This window comes from Hymenobacter puniceus, from assembly GCF_014333525.1.
GTDB lineage: Bacteria > Bacteroidota > Bacteroidia > Cytophagales > Hymenobacteraceae > Hymenobacter.
In genome coordinates, this window is the sequence record NZ_JACSCX010000015.1 from 1 (window position 1) to 22065 (window position 22065).

Consider the following 22065-nt stretch of genomic DNA (forward strand, 5'->3'; position numbering starts at 1 on the left):
TATTTAAAAGCCCACAAGAAAGCCCGGCCGTTAGCTAACGGCCGGGCTTTCTTGTGGGCTTTTAAATAGCTGGCTAATGACCTAGAAGAGCGAAGGCGCGTTGGTTTTGAGTTGCGCGACAATCGTTTGGCCGCCTTTCACCTTTTCACCGATCTGCACTTTCACTTCCGTATCGATGGGCACGAAAATATCCACGCGGGAGCCAAACTTGATGAAGCCGAACTCCTCGCCCTGGCTTACTTCGTCGCCTTCGTTCACGTACCACACAATGCGGCGCGCCATAGCGCCTGCAATCTGCCGAAACAACACAAACGGCCCCGCCTCCGACTCTACTACCACGGTGGTACGCTCGTTTTTGGTGCTGCTTTTAGGGTGCCAGGCCACCAGGTAATTGCCGGGATGGTACTTGAAGTAGCGCACAATGCCCGAAATAGGATTGCGGGTGATGTGCACGTTGATCGGCGACATGAATATGCTGATCTGCTTGCGCACGTCATCGAAGTACTCGGGTTCGTGTACGTCCTCAATCACCACTACTTTGCCGTCTGCTGGCGCAATAATCAGGTCTTCGTGGGTGAACAGGCGGCGTGCCGGGCTCCGAAAGAACTGCAGCAGAATCAGGAAAGCCACTACCGAAGCACCAGCAAAAATCTGGTTGAACAGCAGATTGCGCGCATTCACGCGGAACAGCAGCAGGTTGATGGCCAGCAGTGCCAGCAGCGTAAAAAACAGTATCCGTCGCCCTTCTTTGTGAATCTTCATGAATCGCTCGTTTGCGATGATTACGTTGGTTTCGCTAACGCAGCCGCATTACAGCTACCGATTTGCGCATGATGGCCCAGAACAACAAGTTCAGACGCATCTTCTTTGAACAGGAGCCAGCCATTCTTCGCTCCCTAAAAGCGAAATATTCCTGCCCGAGCTACACAAAGATAGCCCGAGCCACCGGGCCCGGGCTATCTGAGAGCAAATATAATAAGCTCAGCGATACACCACGCAGAGCGGCGGCAGCCACAGCATGGCCGCTGCCGCTCTGCGCAGCTGGCTTAGAAGCCGCCGCGGAACCGGTACGTTTGAGCCACTTTATCAATAGCTACTACGTAGGCCGCAATGCGCATCGGAATGTTGTATTTCTGGCTGGTAGCGTACACTTTCTCGAAAGCGTCGGACATGATCCGGTCGGCGCGCTCAGTCACCATTTCTTCGGTCCACTTGAAGCCCTGGCGGTTTTGCACCCACTCGAAGTAGGAAACCGTTACGCCGCCTGAGTTGGCCAGGATGTCAGGCACCACCATGATGCCTTTCTCGTTGATGATGGGGTCGGCGGAGGCCGAAGTCGGGCCGTTGGCACCTTCCACAATCAGCTTTGCCTTGATGTCGTGCGCGTTGTGCTCGGTGATGACATCTTCCACAGCAGCAGGCACCAGCACGTCCACATCGGAGGTGAGCAGGTCGTCGGCGTTGTCCATGAGCGTGGCACCCGTGAAGCCATCAAGGCGGCCTTTGTGGGCGTTTTTGTACGCTACGGCCTCATCGATGTTGATACCGTTCTCGTTCCAATACGCGCCGCTGACGTCGGATACACACTTGATTTTAACGCCCTGCTCGCTCAGCAGCTTGGCTGCCCAGGAGCCCACGTTGCCAAAGCCCTGCACTGCTGCCGAAACATCTTTGGGATTGAGATTCAGCTTTTTGAGGGCGGCCAGTGCCGACACCATCACGCCACGGCCGGTGGCCTCGGTGCGGCCCAAGGAGCCGCCCATCACCAGCGGCTTGCCCGTCACGACAGCTGGCGACGTTGCGCCCACCGTTTTGCTGAACTCGTCCATCAGCCACGCCATTTCGCGCGGGCCAGTACCCATGTCGGGGGCCGGAATGTCTTTATCGGGACCGAAAACGTCTTTCAGGGCCAGGGTGTAGCCGCGGGTAAGACGCTCGATTTCGCCGGCGCTCATGCTGGTCGGGTCGCAGATGATACCGCCTTTAGCACCGCCATACGGAATGTCAACCACGGCGCACTTCCAGGTCATCCAGGCCGCCAGGGCCTTCACCTCATCGAGGTGCACGTTCTTGTCGTAGCGAATACCGCCTTTCGACGGACCCAGGATGGTGTTATGCACCACGCGGTAGCCTTCAAATACGCGCACTTTGCCGTTGTCCATCGTGACGGGAATATGCACGATAACCTGCTTGTCAGGGGCTTTCAGAACGTCGTAGGTTTCTTCATCGAGGCCGAGAATCTCGGTGGCCACGTTGAAGCGCGACATCATGGATTCGAGCGGATTTTCGGCATCTACTCTAGGAGCCGGTTCTTTGTACACCGTGGTGGCAGCCATGCGGAGTGGGGTTTGGGGGTGGTGGGAATAACACGGCAGCATTGGTGGGGGGATACCAGATTTGCTGCACGCGGGGGATTACGGGACCAAAGGTAAACGGTTTACGTGGAGTTGCAGGCAATTGGATTCTGGCAATAAAGACCACCCGTCACGGCCGCAGTGCAGCATATAGGTGCAATTTGCGCTCAAATGGCAGCTAGTCGGCTGCCTTGCCTGCTGAAGCCTGCCTCAACCCCAGATGAGCTGCAGTAGCGCCAGCACCGGCAGAATAAACAGGAAAGCATCGAACCGGTCGAGCAGGCCGCCGTGGCCGGGCATGATGCGGCCGGAGTCCTTCACGCCCACGCTGCGCTTGAGCATGGACTCGGCCAGGTCGCCGAGGGGGCCGAAGACAGCTACCACCGTAGCGGCCACGAGGCGGTAGGTAAGCGAGAGTTCGGGCAGCAGATAACCCAGCGCCCAGCCCACGGCCAGCGTCAGCAGGAAGCCCCCGATGGCGCCTTCCCAGGTTTTGCCGGGCGAGATTTTGGGCGCCAGTTTGTGCTTGCCGAACGTTTTGCCGGCGGCATAAGCGCCAGTGTCAGAAGACCAAACCAAGAACAGCAAGGCGAAGATGCGGCGGTAGTCGTAGCCGGTTTCGGTGAAGGCCACCACGTTGAGCAAGCTCATGGGCAAACTCACATAGAGCAAGCCAAGCAGCGCCACGCCCACGTTGGAAAAAGGCGAGAAATCCTGTTTCTCGCGGGGCCAGGCCGCCATTTCCCGGAGGATGAGGATGGTGGGTAGCAGCAAAACAGTCCCTGTTATCATAGGGCCAGCAAAGCGAACAATATTGCTTGATACTATTTGAAAAGCTACATAATTTGAGTTAGAAGCATCCTTTACAGTATTCACTATTGCTAATACAAAAACGCTACTAAAGATGACTATGCTAATCACGCCACCCAGCAGTGCGGCCGGCTTGTAGCCGGCTTCGCGCATCATGCGGTAGAACTCCCACAGCATCCGCATCTGCACAGCCCCGAAAAACAGGGCAAACGTCCAGGCGCTGTACCAGATGCTGCCCAACAGCATGGCAGCCCCAATCAGCCCGAAAACGACCCGCTGCGCGAGGTTGGACATGGGCTTTTTGCCGGGCGCGGCGGGGTCGGTGGGGGCAGTGGCAACGGTATCAGGCAAGGGAAGCAGCGTATGGGCGCACAGGGCGCGCCCGGATCAGGAAAGAGAGAAACGAGAGCAAGTATGGCGCTACCGGGTGGTATCGACGCCGTCGTGGCTGAGGGTACGGGCGGCGGAAGGCGGAGTTGTAGGGCGGGCTACGGCTGCGCCGCCGCTGCCGAGCGTGTGCATTTCGGTGGGCAGAAGGTTGGGTTGCAGCTCGCGGGTGCGTTTATAAAGCAGCCACAGCACCGCGCCGGTCAGCAGCAACGACAGTACCTGCCACCACCACGGCAGCGCCTCCGTCGACTCAGGGTCGAAGCCGGCGCCGGCCAGGGCGCCGCGCTGCTGGGCATAGAGCAGGATGATCTGGAAGGCATTTTGGGTGAAGTGCGCTGCCATGGGCACCAGAATATTGCCGCTCCACTCATATAAGTATCCCAATACCAGCCCCAGCACAAAGCGCGGCACGAAGCCAAAGAACTGAAAGTGAATGGCGCTGAACGTGGCCGCCGCCAACCAGATGCCCGCATGCCTGGAGCCGGTCCACTGTACCAAGTTGCGCTGCACCACGCCCCGAAACACCAGCTCCTCGCTGATGGCTGGCACTACAGCAATAACCAGCAACCCCACCACAAACCGGGTGGCCGTGCTGAACTGCGTGAGGTAGCGCGTCAGGTCCTGGGCGCGGTTTTCCATTTCGCGGGCGCTGGCCTCCCATCTCTGCAAGAAGCCAGGGAAGTGGGCGCCGGCATTCCACTCAATCAGCCCCGACATGAACGGTACGCTCAGGATGATGATGCCTGCCGCCGCCAGCAGCCACGGCATTGGCACCGGCCGGCGGGGCGTGAAGTAGTCGGAAAGAGAATAGCCCGTCAGGCGCGGCAAGGCCAGAGCCGCGCCGCCAAAAACCACAAACAGCAGCACACCCTGGCTCAGCATGGACACACCCCAGCCGTGCGGGTGGCCCGAAGGCTCCTGCGTGACGTTACCGATTTCGCGCATTCCAACGCCAAAAAACAGCATGCTCAATGCCGTCATCAAAAAGCCGGCTATGCAGAACGCCACCAGCATCAGCCCCAGCAGCAATAGCAGATTGGCCGCCGGGTGCAAGCGACTGGACACGAAACCTTTCATGGTTGTTTGGGGTCTTGGGGGCTTAGGAAATGGGGACTTGGTTTTTATGAGGGCAAAAGCACTTTCCGCTTTATTTCTTCTTTGACATCCAAGAACCTAAGCTCCCAAGACCCCAAGTCCCCAGAAGACGTAAATTTGCGTAAAATCCGCTAACTCCCCTACCCGTGGTCTACATCCGCGACATTGCTTTGCCTGATTTCCCGTTGCTGCTCGCGCCCATGGAGGACGTGTCGGACCCGCCGTTCCGGGCCGTGTGCAAAGCCAACGGCGCCGATTTGATGTACACCGAGTTCATTTCTTCGGAAGGTCTGATCCGCGACGCCGCCAAAAGCCGCAAAAAGCTCGACGTGTTCGACTACGAGCGGCCCATTGGCATTCAGCTCTTTGGCTCCGATGTGGAGACTATGGGCGAGTGTGCCCGCATCAGCACGCTGGCCGGCCCCGACCTCATCGACATCAACTACGGCTGCCCCGTGAAGCAGGTGGCCTGCCGCGGTGCCGGCGCGGCTTTGCTACGCGACGTGCCGAAGATGGTGGAAATGACCAGCGCCGTAATACGCAACACCCACCTGCCCGTGACGGTGAAGACCCGCCTCGGCTGGGACGACACCACCAAGAACGTGGAAGACGTAGCCGAGCGCCTGCAGGACATTGGCATTGCGGCTCTTACAGTTCACGGCCGTACCCGCGTGCAGATGTACAAAGGCGACGCCGACTGGCGCCTGATTGCAGCCATCAAAAACAACCCGCGAATTAAAATCCCCATCTTCGGCAACGGCGACATCGACTCGCCCCAGAAAGCCGTGGAGTACAAAAACCGCTACGGCGTGGATGGCGTGATGATCGGGCGCGCCAGCATCGGCTACCCCTGGATATTCCGGGAGGTGAAGCACTTTGTGGCCACCGGCGAGCTACTGGCCCCGCCCACCGTGGAGGAGCGCGTGAACATGTGCCGCATGCACTTCGAGAAAAGCATCGAGTGGAAAGGCGAGCGTGTGGGCATCTTCGAGATGCGCCGCCACTACGCTCAGTATTTCCGCGGCCTCGAAGGCGCCAAGCAGTGGCGCATGCGCCTCGTCGAGACCGACTCCGTGGAGGAGGTGCACACTATCCTCAACGAAATTATTGCCGCCGAGCCGGTTTTGGTGGGATAGTTTTTTGTCATCAGAACGTCATGCTGAGCTTGCCGAAGCATCTCTACCGCAGTGCTAATTAAGAAAGTTAGCCAGAGGTAGAGATGCTTCGGCAAGCTCAGCATGACGTTCTTTCTTTATCCCGGTTCTACCGGATCAAGTTTCCCGCCCATGCCCACCACTTCTCCCGCCCCGGCTGTCACCACTGCTCCTGCCCTGCCGCCCGTAGCACCGCCCCCGCCACAGCGGATTACGGCTTCGGCGTGGGGGCTATTGGTGGTGCTGGCTACCATCTGGGGCACGTCGTTTATTCTGATGAAGAAGGGACTGGTGGTGTTTTCGGCTATGGAACTGGGAGCGGCGCGGGTGAGTATTGCGGCGCTGCTGCTACTGCCGTTCGCGCTCCGCAACGTGCGCCGCGTGGACTCCAGCCGCTACAAATGGCTGCTGCTGAGCGGGGTGGTGGGCACGTTTTTTCCAGCCTTCCTTTTCGCCTACGCCGAAACCAAGCTGGCATCGGGGCTGGCTGGCGTGCTCAATGGCCTGACGGCCGTATTCACGCTGGTGGTGGGCGCGGTGTTGTTTGGGCAGAAGCTCACCAGCCTGCGGGTGCTGGGCATTGCGCTGGGCCTCGTGGGCACGGTGGTGCTGATGCTGCTGGGCGGCAGCGGCGGCGCGGCCACGCCTTCCGGCGAATCCAACGCCTGGTACGGGCTCTACATCGTGGCCGCCACCATCGGCTACGGTATCAGCGTGAACGTGATAAAGCAGCACCTGCACGGCCCGTCGCCGGTGGCGGTTACCAGCCTCACGCTGCTCAGCATCGGGCCGCTGGGGTTGCTCTACCTGTTCGGCTTCTCCGATTTCACGCACAAGCTGGCCACCGTGCCCGGCGCCTGGACGGCCCTTGGCTACATTGCGCTGCTGGCTACCATGAGCACAGCCGTGGCCATGGTGCTCTTCAACAAGCTGATTCAGCAAAGCACCACGCTGTTTGCAGCCTCCAACACCTACCTCATTCCCATCGTGGCCCTCACCTGGGGCGTGCTCGACGGCGAGGCCTTCAATCTCTGGCACTTGCTGGGCATGGTTATCATCCTAACCGGCGTGTTCATCATCCACCGGGCGAAATAGGTGAGGTGGTGAGGGGATGAAAAACGTCATTCCTAGCCTGCGAGGAATCTCGCTAGTGTGGTAGAATAGCGCCCCACCATCAGCACGCGAGATTCCTCGCAGGCTCGGAATGACGTTCTATCCTGCTATCCTTGGCACTTCTCTCAAAACCCCACCCGCACCCCCAGCTGCCCCCATTTGTGCGAGCGGGCGCCGTCAAATTCCGGCGACACCCGCACGGCAGACACTTCCAGCCGCACGCCTTTGTAGCCGAGCCCAAGCGTGGCCGTGCTGCGCGCCACTGTGCGGCTGACGGCACTGGCGGGTAGTGTATACGGGTTATCGGAGCGAAGCAGGCCGCCTTGCAGGGTAGCATCGTAGCCGATGAGGCGGCCTTCCAGTTGGCCTTCGGCATAAAGCTGCACCCGGCGCTGGCCGGCGCGGGTGGCCGGGCCACTCACGCCCAGGTTGTCGAAGTACGGATTGAGCAGCCCGACCCGCAGGCGCGCGCCGGCGCCGGCGTAGGTATAGAGCGTGCCCAGGGAAGCCCCGGCCGAGCCAATCAGTTCCGCCCCGCGCCCGACGGCCAGCAGCTGCTTTTCCGCGTAGGCCTCATAGCCCAGCACCAGGTCGTTGCGGATCTGGTAGTCCCAGCCGCGAGGCGTTGGCGCGTCCAGCCATTCGTGCAGCTTGGTCTGGAAGCCCTTGGCACCGGCCGCCGGCCCCATAAAGCCCAGATTCAGCGCCGTGGTCAGCCGAAACCGGCGCATCGGCTGGTTGGCTACCCGAAAAAAATCAGCGTACCAGTACGAAGCATACGGCCGGTCACCGACCCTAATAAATGGGTCCTGAATGCGCAGCGGCGTGAAGCCATCATAGCGTAGCCGGACGCCGTGGTAGCGCGTGCTGCCAGCCGGCACCGGGCCCAGTATGCGGTTTACGGGCGAGTGTTGCAGGCCCGGCAGCACCAGCAGCAGCGTCTGGCCCTGCGTGAAGTAGTAGTCGGAGCGGAAGAAAGCGTCGTTGGCGAAGGTATAGAACAGCAGGCGGTCGGGGCTGGTTTGGGCGCTATCCGGGCGCTGGGCGCGGGCGAAGCCAGCGAGGAGAAGAAACGTGAGCAGAAGAAAAGCGCGCATCGGCAGGTAATACTTTCCGCTACCTACGCACCGGCCAGTATATCGGCCTTGCCGAAGAAGGGCAGAAACGCGAATACACGCCTCGATATCCGTTCTGGGTCGATTCAGTCGGGCAAATACGGCCAATGATGGAACCGTTCCGGCAGGTTCAGGCGCTGCGGGTGCGCCAGCAGATACGTTTGCACGCGGCTCATCTCGGCGGCATCTAGGATGGGCAGCTCGTGGAAGCCGGGCTGCCAGAAGTCGGCCTCGGGCGGGAGCTGGCCGCGCAGCAGGCGGCGGGCCTGGGCGGCGGTGCGCTGGTGCAGCAGTTCCACCGCTTTGTAGAGCGAAAGGCCGGAGGCGGCCGGCAGCTGCAGCACGGCGTGCAGGTGGTTGGGCTGCAGCACAAAGCACGGCACCCGAAAGCCCTGCTCCTCCAGCATCAGCAGCTCCCCGGCTACGGCTTCCGCCACTTTCTCCCGGACCAGATAATCCGGCCCCACAGTGCGCGCATCCAGCAGCGCATCGAAGTCGGCAAAAAACTGCTTTTCGGCGCGGCGGTGCGCCTCCGAGGAGTCGGCGGCCTGCCGGGCGGCTACGTGCTGGGCGTGCAGCTCCCGGCCGGCCCGCATTGGGATGGAGCCGGCCAGGCGCAGGGTGAGCAGGATGGTTTCGCCGGGAGGCAGCATGGTAGATGGGGTTGGTCTTACATATCTGTCATCCTGAGCGAAGCGAAGGACCTATTCACGTTTGTTCTGGCGTCGGTTCCCGCAGAGATCCACAGAGGGATGCGTGGAGGTACGCAGAGCGGTTCTAACTTAATAAGGTCCTTCGCTCCGCTCAGGATGACAGAATGAAAATCAACTGGCCGGCTTCAGCACCCCATTCACCTCCGCTACCTCGCCTCTTTCCAGCAAACCGGCCAGCACGGCATCCAGCTGCTGGCGCATGTCGTCGGATAAGCGGCTGAAGCCGAGCAGGCGCACGGTGGGCAGGAATACTGCTTCGCGGGGCAGAGCAAAGCTCTGCTCCACCACCGTCCGCAGGGCGTAGGCCAGCTCTTCGGGGGCCACGAAGGTGAGCTTGCGGGAAATGGCAGGCAGCTGGCTTCGATCACGCAGGGGCGGCTGCTGCATGCTGATGTCCCACAGAAACTCGCCCTGCTGGCGCAGGTGGCGCAGGTTAGTGGCTAGCAGGGCAGCGTCACGGCCGGCTTTGCGCATGCGGGCTCCTACCTGCGTGGCCCCGCTGGCCTGGCCCAGGCGGCGGGTGGCTTCGTCCAGATGGATCGGGCTTTCGATGCGGACGATGAGGGTAAGCCAGTTGGCGAGCTGGCCCAGGCTGTGCTGGTGCAATTCGCGGTGGCCTACGGCGGCCGGCAGCTGGGCCACCTGGTAGGGTTCGGCCAGCGTCTGGGCAGCCGCCGGCAACTCTTCCCGCTCAATACCAGCCGTTTCCGCAGCGGCTTCCTCCGGCTCTTCCAGCTCGTCGGGGTCATCCTGGGCGGCGTGGCGGCGGGCTTCCTCGATGGCCTGCACGGCGCGCTCGGTTTCCCGCGCCGGGTCCCGAAACCAGTCAGTGCTCCAGATGCGGTGCAGGCGCCAGCCCACGGCCTCCAGCACCTGCTGGCGCAGCCGGTCCCGGTCCCGGGCCGAGCGGGCCGAATGGTACATGGACCCGTCGCACTCAATACCCAGCACGTAGCGGCCGGGCTGGTCGGGGTCCACCACGGCCAGGTCGATGTAAAAGCCCTGGCTCCCGATCTGGGGGCGCACCTGGTAGCCGCGGGCCGAGAGGGCGCGGTACACGGCTTCCTCGAACGGCGACTCCATGTCGCGGCCGGTTTCCTCGTTCTGGTTGAGGCGACCGTGCTGGGCGAAGTTGAGAAAGGTTTTGAGGGCCGACACGCCCCGGGCGCGGGTCCGGCTCAAATCCAGGTCGTCGGCCGTCAGGTTGGTGAACACCTCGCAACGCTGCTTGGCCCGGGTGATGAGCACGTTCAGGCGCCGCTCGCCGCCCTCGCCGTTCAGCGGCCCGAAGCTCATGCTCAGGTAGCCATCCTGGGTGCGGCCGTAACCGATGCTGATCAGAATCACGTCCCGCTCATCACCCTGTACGTTTTCCAGGTTCTTGATGAAGAAGGGCTCGTGGCGGTGCGCGGCAAAGAACACCTCGGTTTCGGGGTGCTGGCGGCGCAGCACTTCCAGCGCGTCCTGAATGGCCTGGCGCTGCACTGTGCTGAAGGCCACCACGCCCAGCGTGAGCCGGGGCGTGGTGCGGGCGTGGTGGAGCACGGCCGCCGCTACGGCCTGCGCCTCCAGCGGGTTGGTGCGGGTGGTTCCCCGCTCATAGTAAGTTTCGGGCAGATGATGGTAGAGCAGCCCGAGCTGGCCCTTGCCGCCGGGGCTGGGGAAAATCACCAGCTTGTCTTCGTAAAACAGGTGGTTGGAAGCCGCAATCAGCGACTGGTGCAGACTGCGGTAGTGCCAGCGCAGCATCCGCTCGGGCATCTGGCGGGCCTTGCACAGCTCCAGAATGCTCTGAATGTCGGCCGTTACGTTTTCCTCGTCGGCAGCTTCGCCGGTGCCGGTCAGGGAGTCGAAGAAAGAGGTGGGCGGCAGCTGCTTGGAGTCGCCGACCACCACCAGCTGCCGGCCCCGCGCCACTGCGCCCAGCGCGTCCACGGGCTTCACCTGCGAAGCTTCATCGAACACCACTAGGTCGAAATCCACGGCGCCGGGCGGCAGGAAGCTGGCCACCGACAGCGGCGACATCATGAACACCGGCTTGATGGCCTGAATAGCCCTTCCGGCTTCCTTCATCAGGCGGCGTAGGGGCTTGTGGCGGGCCTTTTTGGCAAACTCGTTTTTGAGCAGCAGCATCTGCCCGCCGGCTTGCGGGTGGGGCAGCCCCTCATGGTGCCGGCGCAGGGCCCGGATGCGGTTGTGGTACAATGAATCCTGGTCGGCCTGGCGGAAACGGGCCGCCAGCTCCTCGTGGCTGGCCCGCTCGAACTGCCGCAGGGCTGGGTGCTGCTCGTAGGCTTGGCGCTGCAGGTATTCCAGCCAGGTCTGGCGCACGGCGGCGGCCAGAAAGCGGGGAGCGTCCGGCCAGGTTTCAGCCAGCAGGAGTAGTTCCGGCAGCTGCTCCTGCTGCACGGAGGCGGCCACATTGTTCCACTCCGTTATCAGGCGCAGGGCGGGCACATCGGCGGCCCAGGCGGCCAGGGTATGCTGCTGGGCGGCAAAAAGCTGAAACTGCAGCCGCCCTTCCGGCCCGAAGCGGCGCGCTTCGTTGAGCTGCAGGGAATCCACCACGGCCTGGAGAGCGGCGCGGTGCTGGGTGAGGGCCGTTTCGAGAGCAGCTAACTGGGCGGCGAGGTCGGGCGAGTGGGTGGCCTCCCCATGCATCCCTCCTTCACCAAAGGGAGAAACAGAGCCCGACGATTGGTTAGCCGCCAAATACCCCAGCAGCTCTTTGGGCAGCTCGCCCCGGCTGATGCGCTGGAGGGTCAGGGTCAGGTATTCCTGGGTTTTGGTCAAGGCCGGCCAGTCGGAACGCAGGCCCTGCCAGGCGGGGCCGAACAGGGAGCCGGCCCAGGTGTCGGCGTCAGCCAGCGCCTGGCGGTGGCGGGTGGCCTCGTGGATGGCGTCGATGACGGGCAGTAATTCGGCGGCGTCTTTGGGCAACGGGCCGCGCCACAGGCGTTGCAGGCGCTGGCGGGCACGGCGGTAGTCACCGTTCAGGAAGTTCCACCACTTACCGCCGTAGGAGAGCAACGAGGCCCGCTCCGGCAGCAACTGCTGGCCCCAGGCTTCGGGCAGCAGCAGGGCGTCATATTGCTGATGAAGAACCGTGTAGGCCGTGCCGGCCTGCAGCGTTTCAGTTAGGCGAGTGGTGTGCTGCGCCCACGCCGCATCGGCCACGGCCGCCCCGTTCAGGGGCGGGGCCAGCCGGGCATGGCGGGCGGCGGGCAGGAGCTTTTCGGCAGCGGCGCGGTCAGCGGGAGTAGCAAGTCCCAGGTGTGTAGCCAGGGCGGCGGCCTGGGCTTGCACGGCCTGCACGGCCGCTAAGGCCGCGGGCAGCTGGCTACTGAAGCGGGACTGGTCGGCAGGGAGCAGCACCGTCAGCTCACTGCCCCAAAACAGCAGCTGTTTGGGCGGGCCGGTTTTCTGCAGGGTGGCCTGCAGACGGGTGGCCTGGGCTTCGGCGTGGGCGGCGTCGGCGTCGGTCCAGGCGGCCAGGCCGGGGAAGGCAAGGCGCGGCAGCTCCACCGCGCCCCGCTCTTCGACCAGGCCCAGCAGCTCGCCAGCTACCTGCTGGGCGGTGCGGCGGCTGCGGCCGATGGGCGCGTTTACGGCCAGGGCGTAGTCGTTGAGAGCCTGGCGGTAGCGGGGCAACTGGGCTATCTGGTCTTCTACGCCGGCGGCCGAAGCGGGCCGGCCGAGGCTTAGCGTCTGGCGCAGCTCGTCGTGCAGGACTTTTTTGTTGGCTTTGTGGCTGTGCAGCTCCAGGCAGGCCGCGCCCAGCCCCAGGGCGTCGAGGCGGCGCTTCACCACTTCCAAAGCCGCCATCTTTTCGGCCACGAACAGCACTTTCTTGCCCGCCCCAATGGCCTCGGCCAGTAGATTGGCAATGGTCTGCGACTTGCCGGTGCCGGGCGGGCCCTGAATGACGAGGTTGCGGCCTTCCTGCACCGCTAGCAGCGCCAGCAGCTGCGACGAGTCGGCGTCGAGTACCTGGTGCAGTTCCTGGGCCGGGCTGTCGGTATCCAGAAACGCCCCTTCGCCCACGCTGGGCGCGGCATCATCGAAGCCCGATTCCTGGTCGAGCAGGGAGCGGATGGCCGGGTGGCTTAGCAGCTCGGAGGTGCCGTCGGCGGCAACGGGCCAGGTGCCGGGGTCCAGGTCGCGGTAGAGCATCAGCTTGCTGAAGGAGAAGAAGCTCAGGGCAATGGCATCGGCCTCCACGCTCCAGCGGTGGCGGCCAGCCAGGGCATCCCGCACGGCCGCAAAGTACTCGGGCAACGGCTGATTTTCGGGGTCGGGCAGGGGCAGCATAATCCCAAAATCGGCTTTCAGACGGGCCTGCAGACTCAAATTGCCCTCCACCTCGGCGCCGGAGTAGGTGAGCTTAAACCGCTCGGCCACGGTGCCGCGCTCCAGCACCACCGGCACCAGCACCAGCGGAGCGCGACGGGGCTCCGGGCTGCTTTCGGCTTCATACCAACTGAGCTGGCCCAGGGCTAGGTACAGAATGTTGACGCCGGTTTCCTCCAGGCTGGTGCGGGCAGTGTAATAGGTATTGAGCAGGCGGGTTTCCAGCCGGGCCGGCGGCTCGGTGGTTTGTAGCTTGTTGTCGGTCAGCAGGGCCTTCCGCTCGGCCTCGGAAAGCACCACCGGCGGGTGCTCCACCAGATAGTCTTCCAGGGTCGGGGCCGTTTCCACTTCGGATTCAGCGGGTTGGATACCAGCAGCCGGCTCTGCGCCAGCAGTTGGCTCCGCGCCTGAGGCCTCGCTAAACTCTGCGTCGGCCGCCACGTTGGGCGCTGCCAGGGATGCTGCGTCGGCCTGTGCCTGTGGGTTTTCGTGGGCCGGCTCGGGAGCGGCAGAGAAGTACATGGTTTTGCCCTGGCGCACCAGCAGCTCCAGCACCTGCCCTGCGTTTTCCCGCACCACAGCAACGCCCTGGGCCTTGGAGAGCCGGAAGTTGAGCAGTGGATTGCGCATTCCCAGGTCGAGCAGCTCCTGGCGGGAGGCATCGAGGCGGGCCGTTAGGGAGGTGGTAACTACGGATGAACCGGTAACGGATGCCATACTAGCAGTATAGGTAAGCGGGCGAAATACCTGCCCTTATCAAGTATAGGGCTACGCCTACTGGCGCGCAAACAAAAGCCCGGCACTACGGCAGTTTTACCGTAGTGCCGGGCCTGCCGCAGGTAAGGCTTGTTACTGGGCCGCCTTCTTCAGCCCCAGCTTGCTGTGCTTGTAGCCGTAATTGAAGTACAGGGCCAGCCCGATAATTAGCCAGCCGAAGAAGAGCAGCCAGTTGTTGATGCCCAGCTGCGTCATCAAATAGAGATTAGTGAGCAAGCCCAGCGTAGGCAGCAGCGAGAGGCGCTGCCGGAACGACAGCCACGCCAGCCCGATGCAGAAAGCAATGAATACCAGCATCGGGATGTAGTGGCGGAACTCCTCGTAGCCCCCGTCGCCGCGCACGGCGCTGCCGAAAGCGCCCAGGCCTTCCTGGTTGTACACGAACAGCAGGCCCAGCCCAAGCAGCATAATGATCGGCACCAGAAACTGCCCGTTGATGTAGGGCACCTTGAAGCGGGCGTCGCTCTGGCCGTGCGGGTCGATGACGAGGATGCCGCCGCACACCAAGGCGAAGGCAAACAGCGTCCCGATGCTGGTCAGGTCAATCACAAGGTCCATGTTGAGAAGCAGAGCCGGCACGCCCACAAAGAAGCCCGTAACGATGGTGCTGAACGACGGCGTATGGAAGCGCGGGTGCACCTTGGCAAATACGGGCGGCAGCAAACCGTCACGGCTCATGGTCATCCAGATGCGGGGCTGCCCGATCTGGAACACCAGCAGCACCGAGGCCATGGCAAAGATGGCCGACACAGCTACCACGCCCGCCAGCCAGTTGAGGCCCACCTTCTGGAACACAAATGCCAGTGGGTCGCCTACGCCCAACTCGGTGTAGCTCACCATGCCGGTGAGCACCAGCGTGATAATAACGTAGAGCACCGTGCAGATGATGAGGGCATAAATCATGGCCCGGGGCAAGTCGCGCTGAGGGTTTTTACACTCCTCGGCGGTGGTGCTGATGGCGTCGAAGCCGATGTAGGCGAAGAACACGGCCGACACGCCTTTGAGCACGCCACCCACGCCGTTGGGCGCAAACGGGCTCCAGTTATCAGGGTTTACATAGAACACGCCTACTGCAATAACTGTGGCTACTACCAGCAGCTTGAGCAGTACCAGCAGGTTGGAGGCGTTCTTGGATTCCTTGATGCCGATATACACCACCGCCGTAACGAGCAGTGTAATCAGGCCGGCCGGCAGGTCAATCACCAGCTTCAGGTCGCCGAAGATGGTGGGCGCCGAGTTCCAGGCTTTGTAGCCTTGCAACTGCGTGGCAGTAGCATCGGTGAGCGGCTTGCCGGCCTGCATCAGTGCCAGCACTTCATTGTAGTGTTTGTGGGCGCTTTGCATGCCCATCGTAAGCCACACGGGCATGTCCCAGCCCACGCCCGAGAGCAGGCCAGTGAAGTAGTCCGACCACGAAATAGCCACCACGATGTTGCCGACGGCATATTCCATGATGAGGGCCCAGCCGATAATCCAGGCCACCAGCTCGCCAAACGAAGCATAGGCGTAGGTATAAGCCGAGCCGCTGACCGGAATAGTAGCGGCAAACTGCGCGTAGCACAGCGCCGAAAACGCGCAGGCCACGGCCGTAAACACAAACAGCAGCGATACGGCCGGGCCGCCGTCGTGCGAGGCATTGCCGATGGTGCTGAAAATACCGGCCCCGATGACGGCGGCAATGCCCAGCGCCGTCAGGTCGCGGACGGTAAGATGACGCGCCAGGCCCCCTCCGCTGCCGTGGCCTTCGGCGTCGGCGGGTGGGTTGTGCAGGATGTCGGTGAGGCTTTTGCGGCGGAAAAGGCCGCCGAGACGTGAGGGAGGTAGCGGATTAGACAAAGCAGTGGAGCGAGGTAAGAGGGGCAAAAGATACAGAATAATGCGGCTAGGCTGCGTATTGCCGCCTGATAACGCCCGCCGCCGGCAGTGGCCTGATTTTTCGGTAGCTTTCCATAGTTGCTGGCACGCCACAGCCTAATTGCCTTTCTTGCTGCTACTTTCCTCTTCTTTCCTCTACTGCTATGGCCTTCTCCGTTCCGAGTCCCTGCCCTAAAGCCTGGGCTGATATGACGCCCACCGCCGACGGCCGCCACTGCGGCAGCTGCCAGCACGAAGTCGTGGATTTCTCACGTATGACCGAGGGCGAAGTAACGGCTTGGCTGGCGCGGCCGACGTCGGGCAACGTCTGCGGTTTTTTCCGGGCCGGGCAGTTTGCGCCACCGGTTACGCTGGCCCCGGCTGCCCCGCGCTGGCGCCGCTGGGTGCTCACGTCGCTGGCGCTGCTCAGCTTCAAGCCGCTGGTCAGCTCCTGCCAGACTGCGACGCCTACCACCACAACCGGCTCCGCTCCTACTTCTCAAACCGACGCTCTTGCCGACGCTCCTAACGGCCAGGTGAACGTGCGCGGCCGCGTCCTCGACGACTCCACCGGCCTGTGCGTGCCCGGCGCCGAAATCTTCATCGGCGACACGCCCTACGGCGCTACCACCGACGAGCAGGGCAATTTCAGCTTCGTGATGCAGCAGAAGTGGGCGGCCGTGCAGAACGGCACCGTGCAGCTGCACGTGCAGGGCAGCCCGTTCGTGTTTGTCACGCAGCAGGTATCCGTGGCCGTGTCGCCGGCACCCGCGCCGCTCACCGTGCGCCTAAAGTCGCGGGAGGGCCGCGGGCAGATTATGGGCAAGATTGCGCAACACGACCCGCCGCAAAAGCCGCCGCTGAAGTAGCACGCGGGACTTAGGGCACTGGGCGCCAAAAATTTTCGGGCGTGGCTGTGGAATCGGAAGGCGGGCGGCATCAAAGGAGCCTATCTTCTTATATACCCGCCATGTCTCAGCCACTAAGCCTCTCCATTCCGCAGCCCTGCCACGAAAACTGGGACCAGATGACTCCCGCAACCCAGGGCCGCCATTGCGCCGCCTGCGCAAAGGTTGTTGTCGATTTCACCACTCTCAGTGACGCCGAGGTAGTGGCGCTGCTGCACCGCACGGCTGCGCCCTGCGGCCGTTTTCGCGAAGACCAGCTTGAGCGGATGATGAGGACGCTGGCCGAGCCAACGCCACGCTGGCGCACATGGCTGGCGGCGGCCGTAGCGGTGCTGGGTTTGCGGGAAGTGCTACCAAGTGCCACTGTAGCGCAGCAGCCCGCGGCTCCTGTGTATACCGATTTTCTGACCCAGGACCAGCGCAAGCTTATCCGGCATCCGCAGCCTCAAGCGCCTGCAGATACCAGCCGGGTAGTGCGCGGCCGCGTCACGGATGCCAGCACCGGCGACGGCCTGCCTGGTGTCACAATACTGCTACAGAACACACATATCGGCACCTCAACAAATGCCGATGGTACATTTGAACTGCGCCTCACGCAGTCCGATGCCTCTAATTCATCTGCTCTGTTGAACATCACTTTCATTGGCTACGAAAGCCAGGTCATCCGCTGGGATGAGCTCCAACAGCTGACCCTACCACTTGAATTGAAAATGGATGCGCACACCATGGGAGAAGTAGTGATAATGCACAGCCACCCTACTAAGCTCTGGCACCCACGTAGCCTCTGGAACCGGCTGCGCAACGCTTTTCAGCGCTAATTACAAACCTTTCCACCCCCGAAATCCTTATTCCGGGGTATGAAGAATTTGCTGCTTGCTACCTTATTCCTGGTTTTTGCCACCTCGGGCTGCGCCCTGAAGCCTACCAATAAGTACGACGTATTTACGGAGCGCGCCCAGCTGCCGCAGGAAGAGGCGGTGCACAAGCAGAACTCGCTGGAGTGGTGGTACTTCACGGGCCACCTGCGCGACGTGAAAACCGGTGAGCAATTCGGCGTGGAGTACGTATTTTTCCACTTTAACATCACCGGCAAGAAAGATTGGCAGATGGTGAACTTCGCTGTCACCGACCCGCAAACCCGGCAGTTCCACTACGACTACAAAGTGGAGCGCCTGCCCAAGCTGCTCGATTCGGCACTGCCCATCAACCTGCAGATGGAAAAGGAAAACCAGCGCTGGACGCTGGCCGGCACCACCGGCGAATACCAGCTGCAGGGCCGCATGGCCAGCCACAAAGGCTACGCCATCAACCTGAGTACCAAGCCCCAGAAGCCCGTGTTGCTGCACAGCGGCACCGGCTACGAAAACTACGGCGGCGTGGCCAAAGCCGGCTACTACAGCTACCCGCGCCTGACCACCACTGGCACCATTGAGGTAGACGGCAAAGTGCACGAAGTAACCGGCGACCTGTGGTACGACCGGCAATGGAACTGTAACTCCGTCACCAACAAAGGCATCGGCTGGGACTGGTTTTCGCTGCAGCTCGATGAGCCCAGCGCCGCCGTGGCTACTGCTACCGCCACTACACCGGCCGGCGTCACGCGCCACGAAATCATGACTTACCAGCTGTTTAACCGCAACTCCAGCCAGGTAGTGAATGGCGGCACCTACAACGGCCCCACGCCGGGCCAGGCCGTGGACCTAGAGGCCAAGGATTTCCAACTGGAGGTGCTCGACTACTGGACCAGCCCGCACTCCAAGCTGCGCTACCCCAGCAAGTGGCGCCTGCGCATCCCGAGCCAGCAATACGACCTCACCATCACACCGCTCGTACCCGATCAGGAACTGACACTCAAGCTGTTCGCGGGCATCAAAATGCGCTATTGGGAAGGCATGTGCCGCGTGGAAGGCACCCACAACGGCCAGCCCGTTAGCGGCAACAGCTACGTAGAGCTAACGAATCGGGGAAAATGAGTTGTCAGTCGGTCGTTGTCAGTTGTTAGCACTGTTCCTCTAAAACAGCCCTACCATGGCATATAGCCTGTTGTCAGAACAGTACTAACAGCTGACAACTAAACGCTACCCTTTCAGCACTACCCGAAACGTGGTGCCGCGGCCGACTTCGCTCCATTTTACAAAGAGGCGGCCCTCGTGGTAGTTCTCGATGATTCGCTTGGCCAACGCTAGCCCCAGGCCCCAGCCGCGCTTTTTGGTGGTGTAGCCGGGCAGGAATACGTTGTCGATTTTGCTTTTCGGAATGCCCTTGCCGGTGTCGGTGATGTCGATGGCAATGCTGGTTTTGTCGCGGACGGGGCGGCGCAGGTGCAGCGTGATGCTGCCGCGGCCGTCCATGGCATCCACGGCGTTTTTGCAGATATTCTCAATCACCCAGTCAAACAGCGGCACGTTCACCAGCGCGGGCGTGTCGGTGGGCAGGTCAGTCTTGATTTCAAACGTCACCTTCTTCGAGACGCGGCTCTGCAGGTAGGAAATGGCGTTTTGGGTGGTGCGCAGGATGTTTTCGGGCTTGAGCACCGGCACCGAGCCAATGTTGCTAAACCGCTCCGTAATGATCTGCAGCCGCCGAATGTCTTTGCTCAACTCCTCCACAATGGGCTCATCCTTGAACCGCTCACTCTCGCTCAGGTAGCTCTGCCAGGCCATCAGGCTGCTTAGGGGCGTGCCCAGTTGGTGCGCGGTTTCCTTGGCCAGGCCCACCCACACACGGTTTTGCTCGGAGCGCCGCGAGTAGCTGAACGCGAAGTAGGCAATAACGCCCAGGCAGGCAATGACGGCCAGCTGCACCAGCGGATAAGTGCGCAACTGGGCCAGCAGCACCGAATCCTTATAATAAATACGGTTGCGCAAACCGGCCCCCAGCTCAATAACGATGGGCGGATGCTGCTGCTCCATCACCGCAATTTCGCGGTGGAGAAACTTGATAGCCGCCTTTTCAGACAGGCCCTTTGGCACCACCACGTTTTTAGCGTCCACAATCTGGCCATTATCATCGGTGAGGATAACGGGGATGGTTTTGTTGGTATTGATGATTTCCTCTGACACGAAATTCGTGTTGGAATCCGACTCGGAGTTAATCATGAATCGTAGCGCTTTGGAATAAAGCGCAATCTGCTGCTGCTCCCGCTCCGACACGCGCTGCACCAGAATGTTGGTATAGATGACGGTAGCAGCCGCAATGAGCAGCGCCAAAGCCACGATGAATAGCTTGATGCGGGATTTTTGGTCGTAGATGGCTATCAAAGCACGAAGTAAACACGGGTGAAGTATCCGGGCTGGCGGCAGCCATTGAGTGCAGCACTAGGCTTAACTATATGCCGGAGTGCAGCTTCCAAAACGAAGGTACAACGCGCAGCCGGACGCAGCCATTACGCCAAAGCTGCCCCAACCGGCCGGCCATCCGCCGATTTTTGTCAGTTTGCCTCTTAAAAAAGACGCTTGTAAGCCTTAAAACGCAATTTCAGCCTTTCTCGAACCAGGATAGGTTGCTGGCTGTTTTCACGCTACCAATTTGTGCCGTAATTTTGCCTCCTGCAATTGCAGTAGCCACCCGCTATGTCCCATCCTTTCAAGGCAGTTAGTCTTTCGTTCAAAAAAGCCCCCCTGCAAATCCGGGAGCTTATTGCGCTAGACGAGCCCGCCTGCCGCCGCTTTCTGCACACGCTGCACCACGAGCTGGGTCTTACTGACCTGCTTGTGCTCAGCACCTGCAACCGCACGGAAGTCTACTACTCCTCCGACCTCGACTACAGCACCGCCATCATTGCGGCGCTGGGCAAGCTCAAGGGCTTAGCCGACGCCGATAGCTACACGCCCTACTTCGATTTGCTCACGGACGCCGACGCGGCCGTGCAGCATCTATTCGAGGTGGCCATGGGGCTTGATGCCCAGGTAGTTGGCGACCTGCAGATCAGCAACCAGGTGAAGCAGGCCTACCAGTGGTCGGCTGATGAGGACGCGGCCGGGCCGTTTTTGCACCGTTTGCTGCACACCGTATTCTTCACCAACAAGCGCGTGCAGCAGGAAACCAGTTTCCGCGACGGCGCCGCCTCCACGTCCTACGCGACGCTGGAACTGGTAGAGGAGCTGACCGCCGACGTAGCCAACCCGCGCGTGCTGGTAGTAGGCTTGGGTGAAATCGGGGCGGATGTATGCCGCCACTTCGGTGACAGCAAGCAGTTTCAGGACGTGACTATCTGCAACCGCACCCGCTCCAAGGCCGAGCTTTTGGCCGAGGAGTGCGGCCTGAAAGTGCTGGACTTCGAGAATCTGGTGCAGGGCATGAAGGAAGCCGACATCATCGTGTCATCGATTGCGGCGGCCACGCCGTTCTTCACCCGCGAGATGGTGCAGCACCTCGACGTGCTCAGCTACAAGTTCTTTATTGATCTGTCGGTGCCGCGCAGCATTGAGGCCGAGGTGGAAACCGTGCCAGGCGTGCTCGTCTACAACATCGACGCTATTCAGAGCAAGGCCTCGGCCGCGCTGGAGCGCCGCCTGGCCGCCGTGCCGCACGTGCGCGCCATCATTGCCGAAAGCATTGCCGGCCTCAACGACTGGAGCAAGGAAATGATGGTGTCGCCGACCATCCAGAAGCTCAAGAATGCGCTGGAGCAGATTCGGCAGGAGGAAATGGACCGGTTCCAGAAGAAGATGAGCCCCGAAGAAGCTCGCCGCATGGACGAAGTCACGAAGTCGTTGATGCAGAAGATCCTCAAGCAGCCCGTCATCCAGCTCAAAGCCGCCTGCAAGCGTGGCGAGGCCGACCAGCTCATCGACGTTCTTACGGACCTGTTCGATCTGGAAAACCAGCCCACTCTGGCATAAGCCTGCAGCAACAGCGAATCAGACATCAAAAAGGGCCTTCATCTGAATTGATGAAGGCCCTTTTCCTATTTATGCACTGTATTAAGCGGCTCAAAATCGAGGCCAGCACCACACTGCTACCAACGAAAAAAGACCGTCAACTGGCGGTCTTTTTCGATTTTAAGCATGCATGAAAGCCGCTTCTACATAGTGTCGCAGCACTCTTCCAGCGAGTCGATGACGTCGAGCAGCTTTGGAATGGACAGCGAGTAGTAGATTTTAGTACCCACTTTGAACGACGACAGGATGCCGCGGTCTTTGAGGGTAATCAGGTGTTGGGAAGCAATGGCCTGAGGCAGATCGAGCGAACGGTAGATTTCCGTTACGGTCATTTTATCTTCTTTGCCCAGCAGGTCTACAATAGCCAAGCGCTTGGGGTGCGCCAGCACTTTGAGCATAGCGGCGGCCTTATCTACTTTTTTGGATTCTACTCGTGAAAGCAAGGGTTTCATAGGAAGATACTACGGTGGCGAGGAGGAAAACAGGACGTGGTCGTCAGGAATATGCCTACTACGATATTTACGCCTCAAAGAGTTCCGGCAACAGAAA

At 61.2% G+C, this 22065-nt stretch carries 16 protein-coding genes; 6 read left to right on the forward strand and 10 right to left on the reverse strand.

Annotated elements, in window-relative coordinates; genetic code table 11:
• Positions 1 to 81: 81 nt before the first annotated feature.
• The 4 genes from H8B14_RS20635 to H8B14_RS21385 form a co-directional block, all read right to left on the reverse strand.
• Positions 82 to 762: a phosphatidylserine decarboxylase family protein gene (locus H8B14_RS20635; RefSeq protein ID WP_187317574.1), complete on the reverse strand. Its 681-nt coding sequence runs from the start codon at positions 760 to 762 to the stop codon at positions 82 to 84.
• A gap of 284 nt (positions 763 to 1046) precedes the next feature.
• A complete protein-coding gene (locus H8B14_RS20640; RefSeq protein WP_187317575.1) occupies positions 1047 to 2336 on the reverse strand; it encodes a Glu/Leu/Phe/Val family dehydrogenase in 1290 nt (429 codons plus the stop codon).
• A 228-nt stretch (positions 2337 to 2564) separates the two neighbouring features.
• Positions 2565 to 3515 (reverse strand): phosphatidate cytidylyltransferase, encoded by a 951-nt coding sequence (locus tag H8B14_RS20645; RefSeq protein WP_187317576.1) that lies wholly within the window; start codon positions 3513 to 3515, stop codon positions 2565 to 2567.
• Between the two features lie 69 nt (positions 3516 to 3584).
• Positions 3585 to 4619, reverse strand: coding sequence for a CPBP family intramembrane glutamic endopeptidase (locus tag H8B14_RS21385; protein WP_187317577.1), 1035 nt, complete (start codon positions 4617 to 4619; stop codon positions 3585 to 3587).
• A gap of 176 nt (positions 4620 to 4795) precedes the next feature.
• Here H8B14_RS21385 and dusB point away from each other — a divergent pair, with 176 nt between their 5' ends.
• Positions 4796 to 5785: a tRNA dihydrouridine synthase DusB gene (gene dusB, locus H8B14_RS20655; protein ID WP_187317578.1), complete on the forward strand. Its 990-nt coding sequence runs from the start codon at positions 4796 to 4798 to the stop codon at positions 5783 to 5785.
• A 150-nt stretch (positions 5786 to 5935) separates the two neighbouring features.
• The gene (locus H8B14_RS20660) at positions 5936 to 6898 is read left to right on the forward strand and encodes a DMT family transporter (protein ID WP_187317579.1); all 963 of its coding nucleotides are present in this window, start codon (positions 5936 to 5938) and stop codon (positions 6896 to 6898) included.
• Positions 6899 to 7041: 143 nt separating this feature from the next.
• On the opposite strand, the gene H8B14_RS20665 is transcribed toward H8B14_RS20660, so the two are convergent.
• The 4 genes from H8B14_RS20665 to H8B14_RS20680 all read right to left on the reverse strand — a co-directional run bounded on the left by H8B14_RS20665 (position 7042) and on the right by H8B14_RS20680 (position 15707).
• A complete protein-coding gene (locus H8B14_RS20665) occupies positions 7042 to 8013 on the reverse strand; it encodes a lipid A deacylase LpxR family protein (protein WP_187317580.1) in 972 nt (323 codons plus the stop codon).
• Positions 8014 to 8117: 104 nt separating this feature from the next.
• A complete protein-coding gene (locus H8B14_RS20670) occupies positions 8118 to 8684 on the reverse strand; it encodes a transposase (RefSeq protein ID WP_187317581.1) in 567 nt (188 codons plus the stop codon).
• Positions 8685 to 8855: 171 nt separating this feature from the next.
• A complete protein-coding gene (locus H8B14_RS20675) occupies positions 8856 to 13811 on the reverse strand; it encodes a DUF3320 domain-containing protein (protein WP_187317582.1) in 4956 nt (1651 codons plus the stop codon).
• A 132-nt stretch (positions 13812 to 13943) separates the two neighbouring features.
• Positions 13944 to 15707: an amino acid permease gene (locus H8B14_RS20680; RefSeq protein WP_187317583.1), complete on the reverse strand. Its 1764-nt coding sequence runs from the start codon at positions 15705 to 15707 to the stop codon at positions 13944 to 13946.
• A 182-nt stretch (positions 15708 to 15889) separates the two neighbouring features.
• On the opposite strand from H8B14_RS20680, the gene H8B14_RS20685 reads away from it, so the two are divergent.
• The 3 genes from H8B14_RS20685 (at position 15890) to H8B14_RS20695 (ending at position 18606) form a co-directional block, all read left to right on the forward strand.
• Complete coding sequence (locus H8B14_RS20685) at positions 15890 to 16594, forward strand: peptidase associated/transthyretin-like domain-containing protein (protein ID WP_187317584.1); 705 nt, start codon at positions 15890 to 15892, stop codon at positions 16592 to 16594.
• 101 nt (positions 16595 to 16695) lie between these two features.
• Complete coding sequence (locus tag H8B14_RS20690; protein WP_187317585.1) at positions 16696 to 17451, forward strand: carboxypeptidase-like regulatory domain-containing protein; 756 nt, start codon at positions 16696 to 16698, stop codon at positions 17449 to 17451.
• A 39-nt stretch (positions 17452 to 17490) separates the two neighbouring features.
• On the forward strand, positions 17491 to 18606 hold the full coding sequence (locus tag H8B14_RS20695; RefSeq protein WP_187317586.1) for a lipocalin-like domain-containing protein: 1116 nt from the start codon (positions 17491 to 17493) through the stop codon (positions 18604 to 18606).
• A 105-nt stretch (positions 18607 to 18711) separates the two neighbouring features.
• On the opposite strand, the gene H8B14_RS20700 is transcribed toward H8B14_RS20695, so the two are convergent.
• Entirely contained in the window at positions 18712 to 19893 is a 1182-nt protein-coding gene (locus tag H8B14_RS20700; RefSeq protein WP_187317587.1) for an ATP-binding protein, read from the reverse strand.
• A gap of 312 nt (positions 19894 to 20205) precedes the next feature.
• On the opposite strand from H8B14_RS20700, the gene hemA reads away from it, so the two are divergent.
• Positions 20206 to 21477, forward strand: coding sequence for a glutamyl-tRNA reductase (gene hemA / locus H8B14_RS20705; RefSeq protein WP_187317588.1), 1272 nt, complete (start codon positions 20206 to 20208; stop codon positions 21475 to 21477).
• A 182-nt stretch (positions 21478 to 21659) separates the two neighbouring features.
• On the opposite strand, the gene H8B14_RS20710 is transcribed toward hemA, so the two are convergent.
• Positions 21660 to 21968: an ArsR/SmtB family transcription factor gene (locus H8B14_RS20710; RefSeq protein WP_044014970.1), complete on the reverse strand. Its 309-nt coding sequence runs from the start codon at positions 21966 to 21968 to the stop codon at positions 21660 to 21662.
• Positions 21969 to 22065 lie beyond the last annotated feature (97 nt).